This window comes from Elusimicrobium simillimum, assembly GCF_049639735.1.
GTDB lineage: Bacteria > Elusimicrobiota > Elusimicrobia > Elusimicrobiales > Elusimicrobiaceae > Elusimicrobium > Elusimicrobium simillimum.
Genome location: NZ_JBEVVA010000003.1, coordinates 589930 through 615613 on the forward strand (window position 1 = coordinate 589930; position 25684 = coordinate 615613).

Genomic DNA, 25684 nt, shown 5'->3' on the forward strand with positions numbered 1-25684 from the left:
AAACTCTCCTTTGTTATTATTTGGGGTTGTTACCCAATGCCAGCCTCTGTAAACCGCAAAACGTCTCGTCATACTTACAGTTTGCCTGGCGGACAGCGTAATTTGTAATCATCTGCAAATACTCTGCCACAACAGGCAGTTTGGCGGACACTCCGCCGCTTAATATTATCTTGTTAAATTGTTTACCCGGTTGCATGCGGTCTATAGCCGTTTTGTATTGCGTTACGTAACTTTTAAGTATAGACGCAAACCAGTTTTTTAGGCTGCCCTGCGGCACGGTAATTTGTACCGGGCCAGTGTAACCCCAGGCGGACTCAAACACCGCTAAATTAATGTCTGTGTCGGCATTTTTTATGTCTTCAAGCGTAACGGCGGTTATCCCCGCCCAAAAGTCTTCGCCCGGTCTGGCGGCGTCAAACGCTTCTTTATAGGCGTTAAGCGCACGGCCGGACGGAATATGCGTTATAACAGACAGCAGCTCGTCGTTAAAAAACGGACGCTTTTGCACCGCTTTATTATCCAACCCCAGCATAGATACCTGCGAACCTGTACCAAGGTTAACCGATATTGAAGTATCGTCAACCCCCGCGCCTAACAGCGCGCACTGGTGGTCGCCCACGCCGGTGTAAATTGCAATTTGTTTGCCGTTAAGTTCTATATAACCGCCGGGCACTATATCATGCGATACTTTGTTGAAACTGAGTTCAGCATTGCCCGCCGCATTAATTAAATCCGCGTCAAAGGACTTTGTGTAAATATTGTAAAACCCCAGGCCGGCGCTCATGGTATCATGCGCTATATTAAGACTGCTGCCGCCGCATGCGCACAGCCATTCGGGCAGTGATACAACCTTGGCCTTTTTAATTTCGCCCCGTTTTACCATGGCGTTTATATTAAACAACGGGTAACACGGGCGGGGCTGCATGCCTGTTTTTTCAAAAAAACTATTGCCTAGCTCAGCTTTTAAAACTTCAAAACTGTTATCTTCCAAAGAGCGTTCATCTTTCCAGCTTATATATTCAGATAGCGGTTTATTGTTGTCATCCAAAAGGGCAAAGCCGTGCATTTCTGAGCATATATAAACACTGTCAAAAGTAGTAACCGCGTAATAATATTCTTTAACTATGGCTAAAAAAGTATTTTTAACTTTTTCAAGGCTGGTTTCAAAGCGTTTTCCGGCGTTAACTTTTGGCGTTACAGACGGATAACTGTTTACACGGGTAACCACACCGTTAAGCAGTAAAGCGGCCTTTATCCTGGATGCGCCAAAATCTATAAGCAATGCCGGCTTTGGCATTAAAACTCCTTTTGTATAGCTTCTGAAATCTCGTTAAATAAATTTTCGTCTAACGGTAATTTTAAAAACTGCGTGTCGCCCAGTTTTGAAATTATTACAAAATTTACCAGGTTACCCTCGGTCTTTTTATCTTTTTTAAGCAACTTGTTAAGGCCGTCTAAAGATACCTGTTTTACCAGCGACGGCCCCAAAAGCTCTTTAGATAAACGCTGAGTAAGTTCATAGTCAGCGTCATTTAAAATATTGCGGTTTTTAGAAAGTTTGTTCACAATTACCATGCCTATAATAACAGCCTGGCCGTGCGGTATTTCGTAATTTGACAGCACTTCTATAGCGTGGCCAACGGTGTGCCCGTAGTTAAGGCTGCGCCTGTGGTTAAGTTCAAACTCGTCCTCTTCCACCACGGCCCTTTTGACGGCCAAAGAGCTCATGATAAGCGTTTTGTAAGCGTCAAAGGTTTTAGCTTTGCCGTTTTCCACGCTATCAATATAAACCTGCAGCGGTTTTGCGCCGCCGGTTACTAAAAGTTTTAAAATCTCGCCCATGCCGGATTTTATGTGGTAATCCGTAAGGGTTTTGAGGAAGGCGGTGTTAATAATAACTTCAGCCGGGGCCGAGAATAACGCCAGCTGGTTTTTAGCTTTGTTATGGTTAATGCCAGTTTTGCCGCCTATGCAGGAGTCGCACATAGAAAGCAAGGTGGTTGGGTAGTAAACCCATTTTATGCCGCGTTTATACACAGCGCCCACAAAAGCGCCTACGTCCTCTATAATGCCGCCGCCTATTACGTAAAGCTTTTCGGTTTTGGTAAAGTCATTTTCTTCTAAAAACGCTATTACTTTGGTTACACCGTCTAAAGTCTTAAATTCTTCCGTGGCGTCAGCAATAAAAATTCTTTTAGCGTCTACTTTTAAGTCTTTGTAGTAAAGGTTATAAACGTTGGCGTCTATAAGCAGGAGATTATTTTTGTTGGCGTCCATTAAAGCTTGCAGTTCTTTAACCGGGGCGCCGTCATACTTTATGCTTACGTTATAAGGGCGGGGCACGGAGTTAACGGTAAAAGTGTCCAGCGCGTTAAAGTTGTCCGGCATTTTAAATGTTTTACCTTCTATTAAAAAATCTACACTCATTAGTTCTGCCCTCCCTCGGCCATAAAGCCGCCGTCTACAATAATGTTCTGCCCGGAAATATAACTGTTGTTATCAGAGCAGAGGTAAAAAGCTGTGTTTGCTATATCTTCCACACTGGCCATGCGGCCAAGCGGTATTTTTTTGGTAAGCTGGGCTATACGCTCTGGCGTATTATTCTTTCTTGTCATCACGGTGTCTACAAAGCCCGGTGACAGCGCGTTAACCAAAATATTATGCGGCGCAAGCTCGCACGACAGCGTTCTTACCGCGCCGTTTAAGGCGTGCTTAGAGGTGCTGTAGGGTAGCCTGCCGCTGCGTGATATTGTGCCGTAAAGTGATGATATTGCCAAAATTCTGCCGTATTTTTTAGCGCTCATGTATGGCGCAAGCGCTTTAACAATTTCTACAAAAGAAATGTAGTTTATCTTCGCTGTTTTTAGCATATCCCCGGCGGTAACGTCGCTCACTTCTTTGGGCGTATTAAAGCCCGCGCAGTGCACAAAAATGTCGGCCTCAATAGTATTTTGTGTAAAATATTTTGTTACGCCTTCTAAATCTTCCAGGTTAAGCTCCGCGCTGGATGGCGCCAGTACGGTATAACCCGCCGCCTCAAACTGCGCTTTTATAGCTGCGCCTATGTCGCCCCTGCCGCCTGTTAAAAAAACAGTTTTCATGTTTATTTATCCTCTTTAAGGGCGTTAGTATTAATAATGCCCTCGTTAGATTTATAAAAATTGTAAAGCTTTGCCACGGCGTCACGCATAGGCGTAAATTTAAGGCCGGGTATTTCTTTTTTAATTCTGTCATTGTTACCCGTGTAATCCAGGCCGTAACCGGGCGCGGCTACTTTTATTTCTATATTGCCGCCTGCAAGTTCTTTTACCGCCTGGGCTAAAGCTAAAAGCTCGGCCTTTTCGTCCGGCACAATGTTATAAGAGTTGTACTTTGCTTTGTTTTCAATTAAAAACTCTAGTACAGGTATTAAATCTTCTACAAATAAATAGCTGAACCTGCGGTTTTGGCGCAAAGTTATGGGCAAGCCTTTAATAGCTTTGCACACGGCGTTGGATATAAACCTGATGGCGTAGTCCTCATGTTTGCCAAATATGCCAAAGATGTTCAAGTCAATAAAGTTATCCAGCTTTTCTATTTGCTTTGCCACTACATACTTACAAAAGCCGTGTTCGTCTTTAGGCATTTTGTTAAAAATGCTTTCTTCTCTAGCGTCAGTAATATTTGTTGATACGTCGTACACCGCGCCGGAGCCAAAATTAATTAACTTGCCAAAGTGCGCTTTGTTCCTTTCCAAATTTTCAAACATACGTACGTTTGTGTAAAAAAGGTTAGACAAATCTTTAGCGTTGCGGTGCCCGGGCTTGGTGGCGCTGTGCAGTACAACGTCAAATTGTTTATCTTTAAAAAAATTATCAGCCGCTTCTGTGTCGGCCAAATTAAGCTCAAAACTGCGCGGGGCGGTAATGTCATATTTAGCGGCCAAATGGCTTTCTAAAATGTTTTTACCTATAAAACCGTTGCCGCCGGTAAGCAGTATTTTTGTCTTCATTACGCGTCTATAAACTCTTTAAATTTGGCTACTATATATTCCAGCTGGTCACGGCGCAGGCCGGGCCACACGCCTATCCAAAAAGTGGCGTTCATAACGGTGTCCGTATTAGGCAGCTGGGCATAGTGCGTGTCGTTAAGCTCGTTAGAGTTAAGAATGCCTGAGTTGCGTATTCTTATCTTAAAAGAATTGTCCACAAATACTGGCTGGCGCAGCAAGTTTCCGGCAAATAACTGCCTGGTGCCTATATTGTTGTCTTCTAAGAATTTAACCAGGTCAATTTTGTTAAATTTATCGTTAGGCAAAACGGTTATGGTAAAGCCAAACCATGAGGGGGTAACTTTGTCGGACAGTTTTGGCAGCATTAAATACTTAGAAAACTGCGAAAGTTCTTTGTAAAGGTAATTAAAGTTCTCGTTTCTCTTGTCAATAAAACCTGTCAGCCTTTCTAACTGCGCTACGCCGACTGCAGCCTGCCAGTCTGTAATTTTAAGGTTGTAGCCCAGGTGTGAGTATGTGTATTTATGGTCATAACCAAAGGGTAAATTGCCTAACTGCATGTTAAAGCGGTTTTTGCAGGTGTCGTCTTTACCCGGCGGGCACCAACAGTCTCTGCCCCAATCTCTAAAGGACATTATTATGCGGTAAAGCGCAGGGTCGCTGGTGCAGACGGCGCCGCCCTCGCCCATAGTAATATGGTGCGCGGGGTAAAAGCTGAACGTACCTATGTGCCCCACCGTACCCGTAAATTTGCCGTTATATTTGGAGCCTAAAGCGTCGCAAGAGTCCTCAATAAGCCAAAGGTTGTGCTTGTCGCAAAGCGCTTTTAGCTGGTCTAAATCAAAAACATTGCCAAGAGTGTGCGCAACAAAAACTGCCTTTGTTCTGGGGGAGAGAGCCTCTTCTATCTGGTTAACGGCTATGTTGTAGTCGCCAAGTTCTACGTCTACAAATACGGGTATAAGCCCGTTTTGGATAATAGGGTTAACCGTTGTGGGAAAGCCAGCCGCTACGGTTATAACTTCGTCGCCGGGTTTAAGCCTGCGTTCGCCAAGTTTATGTGATGTTAAGGCTGACATAGCCAATAAGTTGGCGCTGGAGCCTGAGTTGGTAGATAGCGCGTATTTTGCGCCCAAGAAGGCGGCAAAGTCACGTTCAAATTTATCGTTAAACCTGCCTGTGGTAAGCCACATATCTAAAGAGGCGTCCAGCATATTTTTAAGTTCCTGCTTGCCCAGCACCTTGCCGGAAACGGCCACATACTTGCCTGTTTTAACGTCTGGCTTGGCTAAACTGTAGTAAAGGCCGCCTAAAGATTTAATTGTGCTTCTTAAAGTAGATATAAGTAGTTTTTTCATATTAAAGTTTGTCTGAGTATTCCTTAAGTTGTTTATGTGTAAGTGCTAAAACGTCTTTGCCCTCGTACCAGCCTTTGTACCACTCTATAGTGGCGGCAATGGCTTGCTGGGCTGTGTAAACGGGGTGCCAGTCAAGCTGGGTTTCCGCCTTGGTAATGTCCAGCTTTAAAAGCGTGGCCTCGTGCGGGTGTGCGTTTTTGTCTATACTGTAAGAGCCTTGGCCGTAATCTTTAATAGCTTCTTTTACCACTTCTTCAACAGTTAAAATACTGCTGTCATAGGGGCCAAAGTTCCAGCCGCTTGCTAAATTTATATCGCCGTTAAACAGCCTTGCGCCCAGCACTAAATAACCGGAAAGCGGCTCCAGTACAAACTGCCACGGGCGGGTGGCCTTGGGGCTTCTTATAAAAATGTCTTGGTTTGCGCGTATGGCCTTAATAAAATCAGGCAGTAATCTGTCGGCCGAGTAATCGCCGCCGCCAATTACATTGCCCGCGCGGGCGGAGGCCAAGGCTGTGTTGTGTTTGGCGCCGTAATCCTGCGGGTTAAAATAGGAGTTTCTATAACAGGCTGTAACCAGTTCGGAGCAGCCTTTGGAATTGCTGTACGGGTCGTACCCGCCAAAAGGGTCGGTTTCTTTATAGGCGTAATCTGTTTCTTTGTTCTCATAGCACTTGTCTGTTGTTACGTTTACTATGGACTTGATGCCGCCGTGCTGTCTGCATGCTTCAAGTAAATTTACTGTGCCCATTACGTTGGTTTGGTAAGTTAAAACGGGTTCTTTATATGAAAGTTTAACTAGCGGCTGTGCAGCCAGGTGCAGCACAATATCGGGGGAAAAAGCTTTAATTTCTTTGGTAAGGCGTTCAAGGTCGCGTACGTCTGCAATAATGTGTTTGATATCTTTTGCCAGGCCAAGCTGGTTAAATAAAGCGGGGTCTGTGTCTGGCTCCAAAGAATAGCCGCACACGTCAGCCCCAAGCTCTTTAAGCCACATTGTCAGCCAAGAGCCTTTAAAACCCGTATGGCCCGTGACAAAAACTTTCTTATTTTTATAAGTTTCTAATATTGTCTTCATAGTATAACTTACTTCCAAATTTTCCATGGCGGGTTGCCGCTGTCCCACAGCGCCTCAAGGTCTTTTTTGTCCCTAAGAGCGTCCATAGGGCGCCAGAAGCCGTGGTGTTTGTAGGCCGTAAGCTGGCCCTTTGCGGCTATAGACTCCAACGGTTCTCTTTCAAGTATGGTGGTATCGCCCGCTATATAGTCAAAAACTTCGGGCTGTAAAACAAAAAAGCCGCCGTTTATCCAGTTACCGTCGCCAACGGGCTTTTCCATAAAAGAAGTTACAGTGTTATCGTCCGTTATATTTAACGCGCCAAACCTGCCCATGGGCTGTACGGCGGTAACGGTGGCAAGTTTTTTGCTGGACTTATGGTGTTCAAGCAGTTTGTTTATGTCAATATCGGCCACGCCGTCGCCGTAGGTAAGCATAAAAGGCTCGTTGCCTATATAGTCCTGCGCTCTTTTTACACGGCCGCCTGTCATGGTGTTAAGGCCTGTGTCTAAAACTGTTATTTTCCATTTCTCGGCGTTGCAGTTGTGATATTTTACCGAGTTATTGTTCATGTCTATAGTAAAATCTGACTGGTGCATGAAATAGTTGCTAAAGTATTCTTTAATGATATAGCTTTTGTAGCCGCACAGTACAATAAACTCGTTAAAACCGTATTGAGAATAGATTTTCATTATATGCCATAAGACGGGTTTGCCGCCTATTTCTATCATAGGTTTTGGTTTTAATTCAGACTCTTCGCTTATCCTTGTGCCAAAGCCGCCTGCAAGAAGTACTATTTTCATCAGTATTCACTCCAAATTGTAATTATGACATATGTATATACATATCATTATACATAATAGCATAAGTGCGTGGGTATAAGTAAAAACGGCTGTTATATTTGAGCTAATTGACCTAACCCAAGCAGTAACAGCCGTGGTTTCCCGCACAAGGCGGGAAACACTCGGCGCAAAACACCAAGGGGATCAGCCAAGATATTTCGCGCCTAAAACGACTGCTTTTGGTGGTCAATTACGCCTTTGTTTTAACAAAAGCTTGCCTTACTTTTATGTAAGACTCCAAAAACAGGTTCAAATTTGTATAAACAACTAATTGCTAACATAGCCAATTAATTAAAGTATACTAAAATATATATATTTTTTTACATGTTTATTTTAATTAGTTGGTGGGAGGGTATATGAAAAAAAGAAAAGTTGCTAAACTTGTCACGGGTACCGCCACGCAGGACGGGGCGGGTGTTAAACTTACCAGGGTGCTCAGCAGGCCTGATGTTAAGGATTTTGACCCGTTTTTAATGCTGGACGCTTTTGACTCTAAAAACCCGGATGACTATACAAAAGGTTTTCCGTGGCACCCGCACAGGGGTATAGAAACCGTTACCTATCTTGTAGAGGGGGATATTGAACACGGCGACTCTATGGGCAACAAAGGCAGTATTAACGACGGCTGCTGCCAATGGATGACGGCCGGCAGCGGCATAATACACCAAGAAATGCCCAAGCCCGCGCCGCATATGCTGGGCCTGCAGTTATGGATAAATTTGCCTAAAAAAGACAAAATGACCGCACCCGCTTACCGCGATATCAGAAGCGAAATGATACCCGTAATTAAAGAAGACGGCGCGGTAATAAGAGTAATAGCGGGTGAATACAAAGGTAAAAAAGGCGCGACAAAAGGCGATTATGTTAAAGCCACGTATCTTGACGTTAAACTTGAGTCAAACGCCCTTTGGGAAATTGACACAAACCCTGATGAGACAGTATTTGTCTATCTTTTACAGGGCGACGCTGTGTTTGAGGAGGAATCTTCTACCCAATACATCCCCGCCAAAACCGCCGTTTTAATGACGTATGGCGATAATATGTATGTAAAAGCGGGCGACAAAGGCGCCAGGTTTGTACTGCTGGCGGCCAAACCGCTTAAAGAAGATGTTGCCTGGGGCGGCCCGATAGTTATGAACACCCGTGAAGAGCTGCAAAACGCTTTTGAGGAGCTGGATAACGGCACGTTCATCAAAAATAACCACCCTAAGAATATAGCTCTTAAATAAAAAAACCCCCGGTTAAACCGGGGGTTTTTTTATTTCAAAACTTTTACAACCTTTATATATATATATATTAAATATTTTTAACCATAGTACAAAACACTGCCAAACAGTACCGCAAAAAAGTGCATTATGGTGCCTGCCAGCACAAACAGGTGCCAGATGCCGTGGAAAAACGCTTTGTCTTTTCTCACGTAAAAGTAGACCCCGCCGGAATATAGCAGGCCGCCTATTACTATAAACACCAGCCCCACCGTGGGAATATTTTGAATAAAAGGTTTTATGGCGAATAACGCTATCCACCCCATGCCCAGGTAAATAGCTACGGAAAGCTTTTTATACTTGCCCGTTAAAAACAGCTTCATTATAGTGCCGCCAAACGCCAGCGCCCACACAATGCCAAACATAACCCACCCGGCGGTGCCGCGCAGGTTAACAAGTAAAAACGGAGTGTATGTACCCGCTATTAATATGTAAATGGAAACATGGTCAAATATTTTCAGCCTGGCTTTTGCCACGGGGCTTACCGCCGCGTGATATAGGGTAGAGGCTACGTAAAGCGTTATCATAGAAGCGGAAAATATGGATACGGACGTTATTTTCCACGGGTCGCCCGTTATAGCGGCCAGCGTAATCAGACACCCGGCCCCAAGGCTTACAAAAATAGTGCCTATCCAGTGGGTTAGGGTGTGCATTAACTCTTCTTTGGGAGAGTAAGGGTTATGGGATATAATATTGCTGTGCATACTTAATTATAACAGTTAAAACGCGTTTTTTTGCCGCTTTTTGTGTTTGTGACGGTTTTTATACTATAATCTTAGAGTAAAGAAATATAAATAGAAACTTGCGCGTTAAATGTAATTAATCGCGCGGTTAATTAGTTGCTAAACAGGAGTTGTACAATGGCAAAGAAAATAATGAAAAAAGCAACAAAAACAGTTGCTAAAAAATCAACAAAAAACGTTTACTACTTTGGCGGCGGCAAAGCTGACGGCAAAGGCACAATGAAAGATCTTTTAGGCGGTAAAGGCGCTAACCTGGCTGAGATGGCCGGTCTTATGAAGCTGCCCGTGCCCCCGGGTTTTACTATTACTACAGAAGTTTGCACCTATTATTGGGATAACAAAAAATCCTACCCCAAAACCTTAAAAGCTGAAGTTGAAGCCAATCTTAAAAAAGTTGAAAAAGAAACAAAAAAAGTTTTTGGTTCAGTTGATAACCCGCTTCTTCTTTCAGTACGCTCCGGCGCCAAGGCCTCTATGCCCGGCATGATGGAAACAATTTTAAACATTGGTCTGACGGAAAAAACAATTCCCGGCATGATCAAAAAAACCAATAACGAAAGGTTTGTGTACGACGCTTACAGACGTCTTATTATGATGTACTCAGACGTTGTTATGGAAAAGGCCGCCGGCATTGAACCTAAAGACGACAAAGGCATACGCAAAGTTTTAGACGGCCAATTGCATGACCTTAAAGCTAAAAAAGGCGTAAAAGACGACACAGCCTTAACAGCCGCTGACTTAAAAAAGCTTTGCGCCGATTTTAAAGTAACAGTTAAAAAAGTTTTAGGCAAAGAGTTCCCCGATAACCCGATGGAACAGATGTGGGGCGCGGTAGGCGCGGTATTTGCCAGCTGGAACGGTAAAAGAGCCATAGCTTACAGAAATATTGAAAAAATCCCGCACGATTGGGGCACAGCCGTTAACGTGCAGGCCATGGTATTTGGCAACATGGGCGACGATTGCGCCACAGGCGTAGCTTTCTCCAGAAACCCTGGCAACGGTGATTCACACTTTTACGGCGAATACCTTGTAAACGCCCAGGGTGAAGACGTTGTGGCCGGTATCAGAACACCCAGCCCCATGAACAAATGGTCCAAAAATACCCATTCAGAACATCTTCCTACCTTAGAACAGATTATGCCCAAAGCTTATAAAGAGCTTGACGCTATACAAAAACGCCTTGAAAAACATTTCAGAGACATGTTAGACATAGAGTTCACCATTGAAAAGGGCAGACTGTGGATGTTGCAATGCCGCGTAGGCAAACGCAACGGTACAGCCGCCGTGCAGATGGCCTTAGACATGTTAAAAGAAAAACTTATCAGCCAGACAGAAGCCGTGCTCAGAGTATCGCCTATCCAGTTAGACGAACTTCTGCACCCCTCTATCGACCCTAAGGCCGAAGCCTCAGCCAAAGTAATAGGCAAAGGTTTGCCGGCCGGCCCTGGCGGCGCCACAGGTAAAGTAGTGTTTACCTCAGAAGAAGCCATGGAATATAGAGACAAAGGCATTAAAACAATATTAGTAAGAGAAGAAACCAACCCCGAAGACGTTGAAGGTATGAGAGCGGCCGAAGCTATTTTAACACAGCGCGGCGGTATGACCTCGCACGCGGCGTTGGTAGCCCGCGGCTGGGGCAAATGCTGCATAGTAGGCTGCGGCGAGCTTCATATTGATATGAAAAATAAAACAGCCACCCTTGGCGGCGTAACATTTAAAAAAGGTGACGATATTACACTTAACGGCACCAAAGGTTACGTATACCAGGGCGCGTTGGCCATGTTAGCCGCCGGCGAGGGTAATAAGAACCTTGACGCCTTCCTCACGCTCTGCGACAAAATAAAACGCCTTGACGTCCGCACAAACGCCGACACACCCGAAGACGCCGCTAAAGCCAGAAAGTTTGGCGCTAAAGGTATAGGCCTGTTCCGTATAGAACACATGTTCTACGGTTCAAACGCGGAAAAGCCGTTGTTCATTTTAAGAAAAATGATAGTTTCCAAAACAACTGAGGAAAGAACAAAAGCCGTTAACGAACTTTTCCCTTTCATGAAAAAATCTATCAAAGGCACCATTAAAGCCATGGAAGGCTACGGCGTAACAATACGTCTTATGGACCCGCCGCTGCACGAGTTCATCCCCCAGCAGAAAGAAGTAAAAGAAACAGTTTGCAAAGCCATGAACATAACATTGGCGGAGTTTGACTCACGCGCGGCAGCCTTGCACGAAGTTAACCCGATGATGGGCCACCGCGGCGTGCGCCTTGGCGTAACATACCCGGAAATTACCGAGATGCAGGCCAGAGCTATTTTTGAGGCCTCTGCCGAACTTATAAAAGAAGGCGTAAAAGCTATGCCTGAGGTTATGGTCCCGGTTGTCTGCCATGAAAATGAGCTGATTGACCAGAGAGCTATTATTGAACGTGTTTACAAAGAAGTAGTTGCCAAAACAGGCGTTAAAAAACTGCCCCTTTCAGTAGGCACAATGATAGAAATTCCCCGTGCGGCGATTATGTCAGATAAAATTGCTGAGCACGCGGACTTCTTCTCCTTCGGCACCAATGACTTAACGCAGATGACCTTTGGCTTTTCACGCGACGACATAGGCGGTTTCATGGGCGCTTACCTTGATAAAGGTATTTTGAAGAACGACCCGTTCCAAACGCTTGACCAGGACGGCGTGGGCTTCTTAATTAAACACTCCGTTAAAGCGGGCAGAAGCGCCAAAACCAACCTTAAAATTGGTATTTGCGGCGAACACGGCGGCGACGCCCCCAGTGTTGAGTTCTGCCACAGAGAAGCGTTTAACTACGTTTCATGCTCACCGTTCAGAGTACCTGTAGCCAGACTTGCCGCGGCCCAAGCCGTAGCAAAACAAGCTAAAAAGAAGTAAATTTAAAAACAAAAACCACACGCCAAACGGCGTGTGGTTTTTTATTGCCAAAACATCTATTATTAGCGTGTAAAATGCGAGTGTTAAGAATATTAATAAAATGTATAATTAAAAAGTATTGTTTTAAGGGTATTATAGGAGAAAACATGAAAAAGGGTTTTACATTAATTGAGCTTTTAGTTGTAGTCTTAATCATCGGCATACTTGCCGCCATAGCTTTGCCGCAATACACCAAAGCGGTGGAAAAATCCCGCGTGGCGGAAGCTTTAATACTTCTTAGAAATATGAGAGACGCGCAGCAACGCTGCCATCTTGCTTACGGCGATTTAAACCAGTGTAATGAGCAAAGTTTGTTAGACGCTTGGGATATAGATATGCCCGGCGTAAAACAAACTGACAATTGCAACGGCGCCGTTTGTTATGACACAAAAAGCTTTAGCTACTTTTTTGACGGGCAGTACCTTGGCGCGGAAAGAAGAAAAGGGACGGAGAGTGTATATACCCTGCAAACATCCGCTGACCCTGACGCCGGTTTAGAAAATAGTATTTTATGTTCTTCCGACGATGCTAAAGTGTGCACCGGGCTTGGCGCTAAAAAAGCGGCGGACAACCAGTATTACTTTAATTAAATTGACACTACTTTGAGATATTGATATAATTTATATGTTCTTAAATTAGAACTTAGTAAAAGAAGATAAATGGCTAGATACGAAAAACAAGAAAAAAAAGATTTCGTTCGTAAAAACGAACAAATCAGAGTTCCCCAGGTAAGACTTATTGATTCCGACGGAACTATGCTGGGTGTAAAATCCGTTACGGAAGCCTTATACCTGGCAAGACAGCAAGAGCTTGATCTGGTGGAAATTTCACCAACCGCCGAGCCTCCTGTGTGTAAGATATTAGATTACAGCAAATATCTTTACGAGCAGGGCAAAAAACAGAAAGACGCTAAAAAGAAAGCGGCCAAAACCGAACTTAAAGAACTGAGAATCAAATCCAGAATTGCGTCCCACGACTTGGAAGTTAAGATTAAGCATATTGAAGACTTTCTTAAAAGGAAAGACATGGTCAGGCTTGTGGTGGTATTTCACGGGCGTGAAAACCAGCACAGAGACATAGGCGAGAAAATGTTGAAAGACGTTGCCGCGCAGTTGTCTGAGTTGGCCAATGTTGAGGGCGGCATACAAACCGCCGGCAACAGAATGTCTATGACATTTGTTCCTAAAAACTAATTGGTTATAGGGCGCAAAGGTTTCGTTTTAAGTTAAACTGCACTCCGGCATTGCCGGGCGGCGGTCAATTTATACATTAAAATATAAGAGGATAGTTATGCCAAAATTAAAAAACCATAGCGGCGCAAAAAAGAGATTTGCCAAAACCGCGACAGGTAAATATAAACGCAGAAAAGCAGGCAGAAAGCATTTGCTTACGCCCCAATCTGGTTCACGCAAAAGAGAAATGAGACAGACAGGTATTATTGTGCCTGAATCTGCCGAAGGCAAATTGCTTAAAAAATATTTACCGATGGACTAAGTCCCGGAGTTTGGAGATAAATTTATATGAGAATCAAATTTAGCGTCGCAAGACATGCAAGAAAGAAAAAAGTATTAAAAAGAGCCAGCGGTTATTATGGTGATAAATCACGCCGTTTAAGAATGGCTACCCAACAGGTAGATAAATCACTGGTACACGCTTACACAGGCAGAAAAGACAAAAAAACACAGTACAGGCAGCTCTGGATACAGCGCATTAACGCCGCTGTGCGTGAAGACGGCCTTAGCTATTCCAAGTTTATCAACGGTCTTAACAAAGCCAACATTACACTTAACAGAAAAATGTTGTCTGAGTTAGCTATCAATGACCCGTTGTCATTCAAAAAACTTGTTGACGTAGCAAAACAAGCCGTAGCATAAGACTCACTTTAAAACACCCCGGCAATTAATTGCCGGGGTGTTTTTTAATAGTTTTTTATCGCCCCAGACTATTGGGGCTAAATTAAAAAAGCCGCGCAACCACACGGCTGTATTAATAAGATAATTTTGGAATGTTGTAATTTTTATGAAATATAAAAAAGCCCGCGCATTATACGCGGGCTTTTGTGTTTTAAATTAATAGTCGCCGTCTTGGTATGTATAACCTTGTGACTCAAGTTGTTTACATATATTTTGGCCCCTTTCTGTCAGAGCTGTTGTACATGTTTTAGTTGTGGCTTTTTTGGTTATAACCACTTTAAACATAAATTCATAACCTTTGGCTGACTCCACCATAACATCACAGCTGCCGCCGGAACAGCCTATTGTGTAGTAAAAATATTTAGTTTCGTATTCTTTACCGTTTGTTGTCCATGTGCCGCCTGTAAGGTCTATGTTAAGGTCTGTTTGGGCCTTCATTGCAGATGGCACGTTCCAGCCGTTTTCTAACAGTTTAAGCTGCAAAGCGTCTGTTATATTTTTTACGTTAATCACGGCTTCTGACAATCTTGCTCTGTCAACCGCTTTAGTATATTGCGGCAAAGCAATGGCTGAAAGTATGCCTATAATTAAAACCACTACCAGCATTTCAATAAGAGTAAACCCTTTTTTCATATTAATCTCCTTTTAATCCAGTTAAAGTGAAACTTCATCTTCATAAATTTCTAAATTTTTTACGGCTTCACGCGCTTTTCCTACCAATATATCATAACCGGCGTCATCTTTTTGGGGTAATTGTTTTTCCAGGCTGTCTTTAAGCGCCCAAACTACCTTTTTATCAGCCTTATCTTCTAAATTAATTGAGTTGCCATCGGTTGTATTACGTAGCCACTCCAGCAGCACCAGCGCTTCGTTTTTATCTAACTTTATAATTATATCTTTATGCATAATACCCCCGTTAGAAACATAATACATAATTATTGCGGTTCTAGAAACCGCCGCCTAGCATGAAAGAAATGTTGTGCTCCCCGTCAACAGTATTTTTTGTATAGTTAATGCCCAGCGGGAACTGAAAACGCCAGAACATAAATGTAAGGTTAGCCCCCGCGCCGGTTTGGTTGTAGCGGGTGTGGTTGTCAAACAGGTAGGATGTTTCCACAAACGGTTCCAGCACCATTACGCCTGTTTTGTTTCTCATTAAGTATAGTGCCGCGCTTGCTCCCGCGCCCCAGCCCTTTTCGCCCCTGATTTCTTTGCCGTATTTGCCGCGGGTCATAAGGTCTTCAGACGCTGTCATATCATGAAACCCGCCCTCAAATGTTTGCGCCGCGTTAACACTGGCCGATAAAATATGCCTTTTTTTAAGTTCCAAACTTCCAAGCAATGAGGCCGACAGGCCCGATATCGTGTAGTCCGCCCCTGTGTGCGAGCCGCCGTTTTTGTATTCCAACTGCGCATAGTAGCCGGGTTTTACGTAAGGCAGATCCGCTATTTCTTCTTCTATGCTGGAGGTGCCCAGGCCGAATATTGAGCCAAACGCCCCCGCCATACCTTTAGACGGCTTTATATTTTTATAAGCCTTAATATCGGCAAAAACAATATTGTGCGAGCCTTCGTCCCCCGGTAATGCCGTGGTGTTTGCGCGGTTGCGGTACTTAACGTCATCAAAGGCGTAGCCTATGCCGAAAGAAAACCTTTCTTTAAAAGATTTACCGTACATAAGTACCAGCTTTTCTCTTTTTACTTTATATTCATTAACCAGGTTGTCGTCGTCGTCATCATCCGCGCTGAACAGGCCCGAGGAGTTGTAAGAACCGTTGTCATAACGTTTTTCGTCATAATCAAATTTGTTATACATTACGGTAAAAGAATTGTCTGACATTGATAAATTACCCACAGTCATAAATCCGTCGGAATTACCCGCCGCCAGCAGCATGGCAAGCTCGCCGTGTTTAAATGTGTTGGCCTCCAGCAGGCCGCCAGCCACGGTAGTTTTGCTGCCGCCCATGGCCAGCAGTATGGGGAATATATAGTGCCCGTCCTCTCCGTTAATGTTAACCTCCAGGTTGCCGTTGTCCAGTTCCTTAATATCGCAGTTAACTTTTTTAAACACTTTCATGTCGTGCAGGGCGCGCCTGGCGTAGTTAAAGTTGTTGTAGTAAAAAGTGTCGCCCTCTTTCATTAAAAATTTGTTTTTGACAATGTTTGGTTTAATGTGGGTGGTGGTAATATTTATGCGTTCAACGGTTTTACCGTTAAATTTGGAATAAAAGTCATAATCCTTTTTATCCTGGGCGCTAAGCGCGGTTGATGCCAAAAGCAGGGTTAATAATATAAATATTTTCTTCATATAAATATTGTACAAAATTTACCGCTCGGTAGGTTTTTAATTGTACAAGGTAATTCTAATTTAATAAAATATATGTATATGAGATTAAAAAACATTTTTTGGTTTACAATTTTAAATTATATTTTATGGTGCTTGTTAAGCCTTAAGTATTATACTACAAGCGGCTTTTTTGCTGATTTCTGGGGTCTTGCTTTTATGGCGGCCGCCATACCCGGCCACTTGGCTATGTTCGCGGCGGGGTTGTTGGCGCTTACATTTTTGGCGCGTGCTATTGGGCCGCGCGCCGCGCGCGCGGCTTGCGTTATATTTGGCACGCTGTTTACATTGTTTTTCATTATCGATATTTCGGTTTACTCTCAATACCGCTTTCATATAAGCATGGCTATGCTGGAGCTTTTCTTTGGCCCTGCCGGGGGGGAAATTTTTGTATTTCCCGCCAGTATGTACGCGGTTATGGGCGTATTTGGTTTACTCTTGGTAGCCGGGCAGTTTGGTTTAACTGTGCTGGCAAACCGTATTAACTGGGGTAAGAAAGCTGTTATCACGGTAAGCGTGCTTACTGTACTTGCCGTACTTTTATTTAACGGTATTTTTGCCTGGGGCAGGTTTATGGCGGTGCCGTCGGTTACGGGCCAGGTGTCGTACTTGCCGTGGGCCAACCCCGTCAGCCTTAACAGTAAACTGCGTAAAATGGGTATAGAACCTAAAGACAGGCCTTATGTTGTGCAGGAGTCTGGCACGCTTAACTACCCGCTTGCGCCGCTGACTTGCAAGAATACTAGCAATTTAAATGTGCTTTTAATTTTGGTAGATTCATTACGTTTTGACGTTTTTAATGAGAGTGTAATGCCAAATACCTTTAACAGGTTTGTTAAAGATAACGGCATATATTTTGCCAATAATTTAAGCGGCGGCAACGCCACGCAGGCGGGCGTGTTTTCACTCTTTTACGCTTTGCCGTCAACTTACTGGAACGAGTTTACCTCCGAACATAAACCGCCTGTATTAATGACTGAGTTTATGGCACAAGGTTATGACATGGCCATATATTCCAGCGGCAAGCTTAACAGCCCGGAATTTCATAAAAATATATTCTCTGATATTAAAAACTTAAGGATAGAATCACAAGGTCCTGACAAGTACGACAGAGACATTGATATGCAGCGTGACTTTACTAACTTTATTTTAAATAGAGACGGTAAAAAACCGTTCTTTGGCTTTTTATTTTATGATTCCGCCCACGGCTTTACCTATCCGCCGGGTTTTACCGAAAAGTTTATCCCGTCTAAAGATTTAAACTACCTTACTCTTACCGCGTCTACTGACCCAACGCCTTATATGAATAGGTACAAAAATTCCGTACACTTTATAGACAGTAAACTGGGCGAGCTTTTTGCCGCGCTTGAGGTTAAAGGTTTAGACAAAAACACAGTTATTATTATAACAGGCGACCATGGGCAGGAAATTAACGATACGGGCAACAGTTTTTGGGGCCATAACAGCAACTTTACCAAGTATCAGACCAAGACGCCGCTTGTCATTTTTTGGCCCGGCAAAAAAGGGGCCGAGGTAAGTTACAGAACTTCGCATTATGACATAGTGCCTACTATTATGCAGGATGCGCTGGGCTGTACTAACCCGGCGGGCGACTATAGTATAGGTATGAATTTATTTGACACTACTCCAAGGGGATATTCTTTAGTTATAAGTTATACAAATAAGGCGATTGTTGTGGATGACAAGGTGTCTGTACTTAATAATTACGGTTCTTTAGATTCTTATGATGATAACTATAAGAAGATAGACGGAACGGTTAACCCCAAAGCCATAGGCGAGGCCCTAAAAACAATGTCAAAGTTTTATAAGTAATTAATTCCTTATTCCAATTAATATTTCCTCTCCCTCTTAGGGGATAGCGTAGCATGCATATATCAAGTATGTAGCGGAAGTTTTTTTGCGTTGTTTGCCGCATAGCGGCTGCAAAAAAGCAGGTGAGGGTGAATATGATTGTTATTTGGGCAATTGTGTTTATTTTTATATCTCCGGTTAATATTTTTACAATATGTGCCGTAGAATTAAACAGAAGTTTTGCAAGTAGATATAGCACTCATATTCACCCTCACCCCGCTCACTCTGTTCGCCCCCTCTCCCATCAAAGAAGGGAGAGGGAATACTAATTAGTGCGTTTTGCAGGCTGCCACACTTTTAGGAGCGGCAAATTATAAAGTTTTAAGGGTATTTTTTGAATTCTGTTTGAATGAAAAATTTTATAAGTTGTTTTATTTCGGCAAAATTTTTTGTGAGTTATTCAAAAACCCTTAAAAACACCTTGCCGGGCTTTGTGTGGCGAGGTTTTTGGCTTCTTTTTGCCGGTACAAAAAGAAGCCCGCTCCCAAAGAGCGGAACTTTTTGTTGTTACTCAAGAATATACGAATATTATTTACAAGCCGGGAATAAAAAAAGCCGCCCTTAAGGGCGGCTTTTTACTTCTTAAAAAGCAATTTTAAACTTTTTGGCTTTGCCAAAAATACTACTTGTTTAAAATTTTTCTTATTGATACGCCCCGCCGTATAGCGGGGCTTTTTGTTTAAACTTATTTTACTCTGCCTGCGGAACCAAGCACTTTCTCATTTTTTTCTTTGTACATAGCAATGAGGTCTGTTCTGGCCGGGCCTAAGTATTTGCGCGGGTCAAACTCTTCGGGTTTGGTGGCGAATACTCTTCTGATAGCGGCTGTCATTACCAGTCTGCCGTCAGAGTCTACGTTGATTTTGCATACGGCTGATTTAGCGGCTTTTCTAAGCTGGTCTTCAGGTATGCCTACGGCGTTATCAAGCTTGCCGCCGTACTGGTTAATTGTGGCAACCGCGGCCTGGTCTACGCTGGAAGCGCCGTGTAAAACTATCGGGAAGCCGGGAAGTCTTTTGGAAACTTCGTCAAGAATGTCAAAGCGCAGCGGGGGAACAGATTCGCCCGGTTTTACTTTAAACTTGTAAGCGCCGTGGCTTGTGCCTATGGAGATGGCCAGTGAGTCAACGCCTGTTCTTTTTACAAAGTCTTCAACCTGTTCAGGGTCTGTATATGTGTGGTGTTCGGCTGAAACTTCGTCTTCAATACCTGCTAAAACGCCAAGCTCACCCTCTACGGTTACGCCGTGTTCGTGCGCGTAGTCTACTACTTTTTTGGTTACGGCTACGTTTTCTTCGTAAGGTAAGTGTGAACCGTCAATCATGACTGAGGAAAAGCCGGAATCAATGCAGTCTTTGCACAGTTCAAAGGAATCGCCGTGGTCTAAGTGTAAGGCTACCGGCACAGGTTTACCCAAATCTTTCATCATTTCCACCGCGCCGCGGCCCATCCAGCGCAGTAATGTTGCGTTGGCGTATTTGCGCGCGCCGCTTGATACCTGTAAAATTACCGGGGAACCTGATTCTACGCAGGCTGTAATAATGGCCTGTATCTGTTCCATATTGTTAAAGTTGTAGGCGGGTACAGCGTAACCTTCTTTCATAGCGTCTTTGAACATTTCGGTTGTGTTTACAAAACCGAGTTCTTTATAAGAAACTGTCATTTTAACTCCTCCAATTTATATATTATATCTGCCTACATTCTATCAATTTGCGAGGGTTTGTGTATATTTGTTTTTTATGATAGAATCAGGCATGGACTTCAAATTATTTAAGAAAATAGCGGAACTGCCGGGCGTTTCAGGCAGGGAAGAAGTTGTCAGGGCTGAACTTCTTAAACTCTTCAAGACATGCGCCGACGAAGTGCGTGTTGACACTATGGGCAGCATAATAGCTTACAAAAAAGGCAAAGGCGTAAGAAAACTGCTCCTTGCCGCCCATATGGACGAAATAGGCCTAATGGTTAATCATATAGACGACGGTGGGTTCCTGCGCTTTATAACAATAGGCGGCATAGACCCCAGGACGCTTATGGCCCAAAGGGTGACAGTCCACACAGCTAAAGGCCCCGTAACGGGCGTTATAGGCACCAAGCCCGTGCATTTGCTTGATGCCGGGGAAGCCGCCAAAGCTATCAGCCTTAAAAACCTTTTTATAGATATAGGCATGCCGGCCGATAAGGCCCGCGCCTTGGTATCAGTCGGCGACACGGTATCATTAGAGCGCGCCGCCGTAGAGTTTGGCGATGGCTTTATAAACTCCAAGTCCATAGACGACCGTGTAGGTGTTTACATATTATATGAAGCGCTTAACAGGGTTAAAAAATTTGACTGCGATATTTACGCCGCTATTAACGTGCAGGAAGAGGTGGGCCTCAGAGGGGCGGTAACATCCACCTATGGTATAGACCCTGACATCGGCCTGGTGGTAGACGCTACCGCCGCCAATGACCTGCCCGCCACACCCCCGCAGGAATTTAACTGCCAGGTTGGTAAAGGCGTAGCTATTACTATTATAGACTCTTCTACAATCGCCAACCCGCAAATAGTTAAAACGCTTACGGCCTTAGCTAAAAAAAGGGATATCAGGCACCAGTTTAAAATTTCCGCCAAGGGCGGCAACGACGCGGGCGCCATACATAAAACCAAAAGCGGCGTACCCACGGGCATACTTTCACTGCCGGCCCGCTACATTCATTCCAGTATAGAAACCTCCTCAAAGGCGGACATTGACGCGGCCATAGACCTTACGGTAGCGTTTATTGAGGAATGCTGCAAACACAGCTTTGATTTTTAATTAAATTGAGAGGACATTAAATGGAAAATCTAATTTTAGGCAAAAAAAGAGGCAAGTACTTTAACGCGGGCAGCGGTGACGTAACGGCAACCTACCAAATGCCCAAAGAAGAAAAAGCTAATTTTGAAAAGTTTGATGTCATGTACCGCAGCCTTTGCGCTATTTTATATAACTTCGCACCGCTCTCGGGTCACCCGGGGGGCAGTATATCATCAGGCAGGTTTGTGCAAAACCTTATATATAATGAACTTGCCTACACTCTCTCTCAGCCACATGATAATAAGGCTGATATAATTTCCTACGCCGCCGGGCACAAGGCGCTTGGCCTTTACGCCATGTGGGCGTTACGCAATGAGTGCGTTGCTCAGTCCAACCCCAAACTTTTAGCTAAAGAAATTAAAGACCAAATGAGGTTAGAAGACCTGCTTGGCTTTAGGCGTAACAAAATAACACCTACAAAATATTTTAAACAGTTTAACTCCAAACCGCTTGGCGGCCACCCGGAACCTTTGGTACCGTTTGTTAAAACCAGCACCGGCGCAAGCGGCGTGGGCATGGGCAGCGCTATAGGTATGGGCTTTGGCGCGGCGGACGCTTACCACAAAAATACCCCTATGGTACATATAGTTGAGGGGGAAGGAGGCTTGACGGCGGGCAGATGCAGTGAAGCTATTGCCATGGCGGCCACGGCTAATTTGGATAACGTGGTTGTCCACCTTGACTGGAACCAGGCTTCTATAGATTCCAACAACGTAACCTCAGACGGCAGCAAGCCAGGCGACTATGTACAGTGGACGCCTGTTGAACTTTTTTATATAAACGACTGGAACGTTGTTTTTGTGCCCGAGGGGCATAATTACGAGCAAATTTACGCAGCGCAAAAACTGGCCTTTAACATTAAAAACGGCCAGCCTACCGCCATCGTATACCGCACTGTAAAAGGGTGGAAGTACGGGTTGGAGGGTAAAAGCTCGCACGGATCGGGCCACAAGTTTTGCTCGCCTGAGTTTTACCATACATTGCAGGAATTTGAAACTGTTTTTGGCGTTAAAATGCCGCATTTCTGCGGTGAGCAAAACGCGCAGGGCGTGGAAGACTGTTTTTGGAACTGCTTAGAAGCTTTCCGCGCCGCGCTTAAAGCGCACCCGGACGTGGCCGAGTTTATTTCCGCTAAAGTGGCTGACGGCGCCGAGAGATTAAAACTTAAAAACCCCGTTGCCAGCCCGTGGCTTGGCAATGTTGAAAAAATTTATAAGTACGATTACAAAGCCCCGCCTAAAGAATTTGTGTTTGAGCCCGGCAAAGGCTATACATTAAGGGGGGCGCTTGGCGATGTGCTTGGCTACCTTAACAAAGATACCGGCGGCACAATTTTGGTAGGCTCGGCCGATTTGTACGGCTCAACCAACGCGGGCAACGTGTCCAAACCTTTCCCGGCTGGTTTTTACAGCAAAGTTTCTAACCCCGAAAGCAGAACGGTAGCGGACGGCGGTATTTGCGAGGACGCGCTTAACGCCGTAGCCACGGGTATTTCCGCCTATGGTTCGCACTTGGGTTTGGCCGCTTCCTACGCGGCGTTTGCCAGCTTTGGCCATGTGGCCATGCGCTTACACGCTATTGGGCAGGAATCTAAACACGACGCTTTTGGCGAACCGCTTAATACAGTCATCATGTTTAACGGCCACGCCGGTGTACCTACAGGTGAGGACGGGCCTACACATGCTGACCCGCAGTCTCTGCAGCTTTTACAGCAAAACTTCCCAAAAGGGTTGGCCATATGCCTGACGCCTTTTGAAGTGGACGAGGTTTGGCCGCTGGTTACCTACGCCCTTAACAAACGCCCGGCGGTATTGGCGCCGTTTGTTATAAGGCCCAGCGACAAGTTTATAGACCGCGCCGCGCTTAACTTTGGCCCCGCTGAATCGGCGGTGCAGGGTATTTATAAATTGTATGGCGACGGCAAAAAGTCTGACGGTGACATTATTATACAAGGTTCCGGCGTAGCAAGAATTTTTGTAGAAGGCGTACTGCCTAAGCTGCAAGAAAAAGGCCTTAAGGTAAACGTATACTATGTTACCAGCCGCGAGCTTTTTGATTTGCTTGACGACGCTAAAAAAGAGGAAATTTTACCTTTTGCCATTAGGCAGCGCGCCATGGCGATAACAGACTTTACTTTGCCGACTATTGCTGATCTGCTTTGCTCTGATATTGGCAAAAAGCACGCTATTTGGCCGCACAAAAACGGCAAGTACCTTGGCAGCGGCAAACCCGCTACGCTTTATAAAGAGGCGGGGCTTGACGCAGAGGGCCAAATATCTGCTATACTATCTTACATAAGTGAGATAAAATAGGACATTTTAAGAATAAAAACAACAGTAAGTGAGAGGTGTGAAATGGCTGAAGAAAAACCATATTTAACAGGCAGAACATATATTTTCAGGTTACCTAAAGGAAAAGATTTATTAGACTCTATTACTTCTTTTTGCCATGATAATCAAATAAAATGCGGTGTTATAAACGGCGTGGGCGCGGTAGAAAACGCTACGCTCAGCCACTATGACCAAGCCAAAAAGAAATACGACAAAGTAACCGTAAGCGAACCGTGCGAAATTATTTCTTTGGTAGGCAACGTCAGTATTAAAGATAACAGACCGTTTATCAACGCTAACATGCTTTTATCTGATAAAGCCGGCAACCTTAAAGGCGGCCGCCTTACCATAGGTACCAAAATCTTTACCGCCGAAATGTTTATACAAGAACTTGTAGGCGAACCAAAGGTAAGAAAAGAAGACAAAGTAACCAAATTACAACTTTGGGTGTAAACAAATATAAAAAAGCGGCCCTCGAAAATTCGAGGGCCGCTTTTTTATGCCCTTGTCTTTCAGACAAGGGCTCCCCAAGCTTTTGGGCGCTTTTTCATTTTTTGCTTTGCAAAAAATAATTTTAGACTTTTTTGACTTTGTCAAAAATACAACGTGTCTAAAATTACCTTATTAATACGTTCGCAAGGCTTTGCTCTCTTTTTATTTGACGCGCCCCGTCCGCCTACGGCTCCTCGCGCAAGTGCGCCAAACAAAATAAAAATGAAAAATCACTCCAAAATCTTGGGGCCCCTGTACGCAGCCTATCAAAACTAATCTCAAATCTTCGGGGCCCCTTTAAGCAGGTTTAAAAAAATCCTGTGAAATTCACTCTAAGGCACCTATCGTATTTCCTCTCTCTTGTTGGATGAAAAGAAAGGTAAGCCTGCCGAGCGTGTCAATAAATCCATCCTCTCCCTTGTTGGATGGGAGAGGAAGTTTTGCCACGCTGTTTGCTGCGTAGCTGCTGTGGCAAAGCAGGTGAGGGTGGCTAAAGTAGGGACAGTATGTAATACATTTACAAACGCTTTCTAATACTTTAAACTTCTGCTGTAAAGCTTGTCCCATATTTAATTATAATTGAATGGTTAACTATTTCCTAGTAAACATGTTATAATATTGGTATGAAAAAAATTATTGTTTTGTTGTTTGCGGCAAGCCTGTGCGCTTGCGCCGCGCCCGCCGTTAAAAAAGAAAACGCTGTTGTTGTTCCCGGCGGGACAAGCGTGGTGTGTTTCGGGGACTCTTTGACTTACGGCAAAGGCTCCTCCGAGGGTAATTCTTACCCTGATGTTTTAGCGGGTAAAATAGATTCCCCCGTAGTTAACCTTGGCGTTAACAGCGAGACTGCCGTCCAGGCATTAAAAAGGCTGGACAGCGTTTTTGAGCATAACCCATACATTGTAATAATAGAGTTTGGCGGCAATGACGTGTTGCAAGGCGTGCCGTTTAACGAAACGCTAAAAGCAATTCGAACCATGGTCACCGCCACCCAGCAGCACGGCGCGGTAGCGGTTGTGGTGGCTGTTGGCGACGCGCCGTTTATGCGTAAGTATAACGACGCCTACAAAAAAATAGCCAAAGAAACAGACTCCGTTTTTGTACCAGGTATATATGACGGCTTTTTTGACGATGACAGCCTGAAGGCGGATTATCTGCACCCCAACGACACCGGCTACGCCGTGTTCGCGCAAAGAATATTTTATACGGTGGATAAGCTAAAGCTTTGGCGTTAATTGATTAAATAACAGAGTTTGGCGGCCGTGATTTTTGTATTATGATGGTAAGGGGTAGTTACTGTTGTAAGGGGGGATTATGGCTGTTATACTTTTAGTTTTGCTTTTGGCGGGGCTTTACCTGGGGGTGCAGTTTGCCTGGCCGCCCGCCGTGGCCCGTTTGCTGGGGCACAAAGATATTATTAGCCGCAGCGCCGCTATGACGCTGCCGTTGGCTGTAGCATCATTTATACTATTCGCGCTGGCAAGCAAGCTGGTGCCATACGCAGGTCTGCTTATTGCCGGTATTTTGACGGCGGCGCTTATAGCGGGCGCGCATATGCTGGCCGTATATCTTTTTTGGCAAAGGGAAAAGAGAAAGCTTGGCTTTAAAACTTATTTAATTATTTTTACCGGGCCGCTTATTATTAATATATTTATATTTGCCATAATAATCCCGTCATTCTTCCCTGAAATGTTTATTTAAGATTAAAAATT

The 25684-nt window shown here is 44.3% G+C and carries 24 protein-coding genes; 12 read left to right on the forward strand and 12 right to left on the reverse strand.

Features of this window, described 5'->3' with window-relative positions; translation table 11 throughout:
- Nucleotides 1-16 precede the first annotated feature (16 nt).
- The 7 genes from AAIR98_RS03470 to rfbF are packed head-to-tail and all read right to left on the reverse strand — an operon-like array spanning nt 17 to nt 7209.
- Nucleotides 17-1297: an FGGY family carbohydrate kinase gene (locus AAIR98_RS03470; protein ID WP_423970862.1), complete on the reverse strand. Its 1281-nt coding sequence runs from the start codon at nt 1295-1297 to the stop codon at nt 17-19.
- Nucleotides 1297-2427, reverse strand: coding sequence for a 3-dehydroquinate synthase (locus AAIR98_RS03475; protein ID WP_423970863.1), 1131 nt, complete (start codon nt 2425-2427; stop codon nt 1297-1299). The genes AAIR98_RS03470 and AAIR98_RS03475 overlap by 1 nt, the downstream gene beginning before the upstream one ends.
- On the reverse strand, nt 2427-3101 hold the full coding sequence (locus AAIR98_RS03480) for an SDR family NAD(P)-dependent oxidoreductase (protein ID WP_423970864.1): 675 nt from the start codon (nt 3099-3101) through the stop codon (nt 2427-2429). Before AAIR98_RS03480 ends, AAIR98_RS03475 begins: the two co-directional genes overlap by 1 nt.
- Before the next feature lie 2 nt (nt 3102-3103).
- Nucleotides 3104-3991, reverse strand: coding sequence for an NAD-dependent epimerase/dehydratase family protein (locus tag AAIR98_RS03485; RefSeq protein WP_423970865.1), 888 nt, complete (start codon nt 3989-3991; stop codon nt 3104-3106).
- Nucleotides 3991-5349 (reverse strand): lipopolysaccharide biosynthesis protein RfbH, encoded by a 1359-nt coding sequence (gene rfbH, locus AAIR98_RS03490; RefSeq protein ID WP_423970866.1) that lies wholly within the window; start codon nt 5347-5349, stop codon nt 3991-3993. The genes AAIR98_RS03485 and rfbH overlap by 1 nt, the downstream gene beginning before the upstream one ends.
- Before the next feature lies 1 nt (nt 5350).
- Nucleotides 5351-6427: a CDP-glucose 4,6-dehydratase gene (rfbG, locus tag AAIR98_RS03495; protein WP_423970867.1), complete on the reverse strand. Its 1077-nt coding sequence runs from the start codon at nt 6425-6427 to the stop codon at nt 5351-5353.
- A gap of 8 nt (nt 6428-6435) precedes the next feature.
- On the reverse strand, nt 6436-7209 hold the full coding sequence (gene rfbF / locus AAIR98_RS03500) for a glucose-1-phosphate cytidylyltransferase (RefSeq protein ID WP_423970868.1): 774 nt from the start codon (nt 7207-7209) through the stop codon (nt 6436-6438).
- A 395-nt stretch (nt 7210-7604) separates the two neighbouring features.
- Between rfbF and AAIR98_RS03505 the strand changes: the two genes are divergently transcribed.
- Nucleotides 7605-8477, forward strand: coding sequence for a pirin family protein (locus AAIR98_RS03505; protein ID WP_423970869.1), 873 nt, complete (start codon nt 7605-7607; stop codon nt 8475-8477).
- A 77-nt stretch (nt 8478-8554) separates the two neighbouring features.
- Here the strand turns inward: AAIR98_RS03505 and trhA are convergent, their stop codons facing one another.
- Entirely contained in the window at nt 8555-9217 is a 663-nt protein-coding gene (gene trhA, locus AAIR98_RS03510; protein WP_423970870.1) for a PAQR family membrane homeostasis protein TrhA, read from the reverse strand.
- A gap of 156 nt (nt 9218-9373) precedes the next feature.
- Between trhA and ppdK the strand changes: the two genes are divergently transcribed.
- From ppdK to rplT, 5 genes are all read left to right on the forward strand, one after another.
- A complete protein-coding gene (gene ppdK / locus AAIR98_RS03515) occupies nt 9374-12148 on the forward strand; it encodes a pyruvate, phosphate dikinase (protein WP_423970871.1) in 2775 nt (924 codons plus the stop codon).
- A 146-nt stretch (nt 12149-12294) separates the two neighbouring features.
- The gene (locus AAIR98_RS03520) at nt 12295-12777 is read left to right on the forward strand and encodes a prepilin-type N-terminal cleavage/methylation domain-containing protein (protein WP_423970872.1); all 483 of its coding nucleotides are present in this window, start codon (nt 12295-12297) and stop codon (nt 12775-12777) included.
- Between the two features lie 69 nt (nt 12778-12846).
- Nucleotides 12847-13380: a translation initiation factor IF-3 gene (gene infC / locus AAIR98_RS03525; protein WP_423970873.1), complete on the forward strand. Its 534-nt coding sequence runs from the start codon at nt 12847-12849 to the stop codon at nt 13378-13380.
- Nucleotides 13381-13477: 97 nt separating this feature from the next.
- Complete coding sequence (gene rpmI / locus AAIR98_RS03530) at nt 13478-13681, forward strand: 50S ribosomal protein L35 (protein ID WP_423970874.1); 204 nt, start codon at nt 13478-13480, stop codon at nt 13679-13681.
- Between the two features lie 26 nt (nt 13682-13707).
- Entirely contained in the window at nt 13708-14061 is a 354-nt protein-coding gene (gene rplT, locus AAIR98_RS03535; protein ID WP_423970875.1) for a 50S ribosomal protein L20, read from the forward strand.
- A 195-nt stretch (nt 14062-14256) separates the two neighbouring features.
- On the opposite strand, the gene AAIR98_RS03540 is transcribed toward rplT, so the two are convergent.
- The 3 genes from AAIR98_RS03540 to AAIR98_RS03550 are packed head-to-tail and all read right to left on the reverse strand — an operon-like array spanning nt 14257 to nt 16408.
- Nucleotides 14257-14733: a type IV pilin protein gene (locus AAIR98_RS03540; RefSeq protein ID WP_423970876.1), complete on the reverse strand. Its 477-nt coding sequence runs from the start codon at nt 14731-14733 to the stop codon at nt 14257-14259.
- A gap of 21 nt (nt 14734-14754) precedes the next feature.
- Nucleotides 14755-15006, reverse strand: a complete 252-nt coding sequence (locus AAIR98_RS03545; protein ID WP_423970877.1) for a hypothetical protein — start codon at nt 15004-15006, stop codon at nt 14755-14757.
- 40 nt (nt 15007-15046) lie between these two features.
- Complete coding sequence (locus tag AAIR98_RS03550) at nt 15047-16408, reverse strand: BamA/TamA family outer membrane protein (RefSeq protein ID WP_423970878.1); 1362 nt, start codon at nt 16406-16408, stop codon at nt 15047-15049.
- A gap of 78 nt (nt 16409-16486) precedes the next feature.
- On the opposite strand from AAIR98_RS03550, the gene AAIR98_RS03555 reads away from it, so the two are divergent.
- Nucleotides 16487-18277, forward strand: a complete 1791-nt coding sequence (locus tag AAIR98_RS03555) for a sulfatase-like hydrolase/transferase (protein ID WP_423970879.1) — start codon at nt 16487-16489, stop codon at nt 18275-18277.
- A gap of 724 nt (nt 18278-19001) precedes the next feature.
- On the opposite strand, the gene AAIR98_RS03560 is transcribed toward AAIR98_RS03555, so the two are convergent.
- On the reverse strand, nt 19002-19979 hold the full coding sequence (locus AAIR98_RS03560; RefSeq protein WP_423970880.1) for a class II fructose-bisphosphate aldolase: 978 nt from the start codon (nt 19977-19979) through the stop codon (nt 19002-19004).
- Nucleotides 19980-20055: 76 nt separating this feature from the next.
- Between AAIR98_RS03560 and AAIR98_RS03565 the strand changes: the two genes are divergently transcribed.
- From AAIR98_RS03565 to AAIR98_RS03585, 5 genes are all read left to right on the forward strand, one after another.
- Nucleotides 20056-21111 carry a M42 family metallopeptidase gene (locus AAIR98_RS03565; protein ID WP_423970881.1) on the forward strand — a complete coding sequence of 352 codons (1056 nt, stop codon included), beginning with the start codon at nt 20056-20058 and terminating at the stop codon, nt 21109-21111.
- A 20-nt stretch (nt 21112-21131) separates the two neighbouring features.
- Nucleotides 21132-23462, forward strand: a complete 2331-nt coding sequence (locus tag AAIR98_RS03570; protein WP_423970882.1) for a transketolase family protein — start codon at nt 21132-21134, stop codon at nt 23460-23462.
- Nucleotides 23463-23504: 42 nt separating this feature from the next.
- Nucleotides 23505-23933 carry a PPC domain-containing DNA-binding protein gene (locus tag AAIR98_RS03575; RefSeq protein ID WP_423970883.1) on the forward strand — a complete coding sequence of 143 codons (429 nt, stop codon included), beginning with the start codon at nt 23505-23507 and terminating at the stop codon, nt 23931-23933.
- Nucleotides 23934-24595: 662 nt separating this feature from the next.
- A complete protein-coding gene (locus AAIR98_RS03580; RefSeq protein WP_423970884.1) occupies nt 24596-25207 on the forward strand; it encodes an SGNH/GDSL hydrolase family protein in 612 nt (203 codons plus the stop codon).
- Nucleotides 25208-25286: 79 nt separating this feature from the next.
- Nucleotides 25287-25673, forward strand: a complete 387-nt coding sequence (locus AAIR98_RS03585; RefSeq protein ID WP_423970885.1) for a hypothetical protein — start codon at nt 25287-25289, stop codon at nt 25671-25673.
- Nucleotides 25674-25684 lie beyond the last annotated feature (11 nt).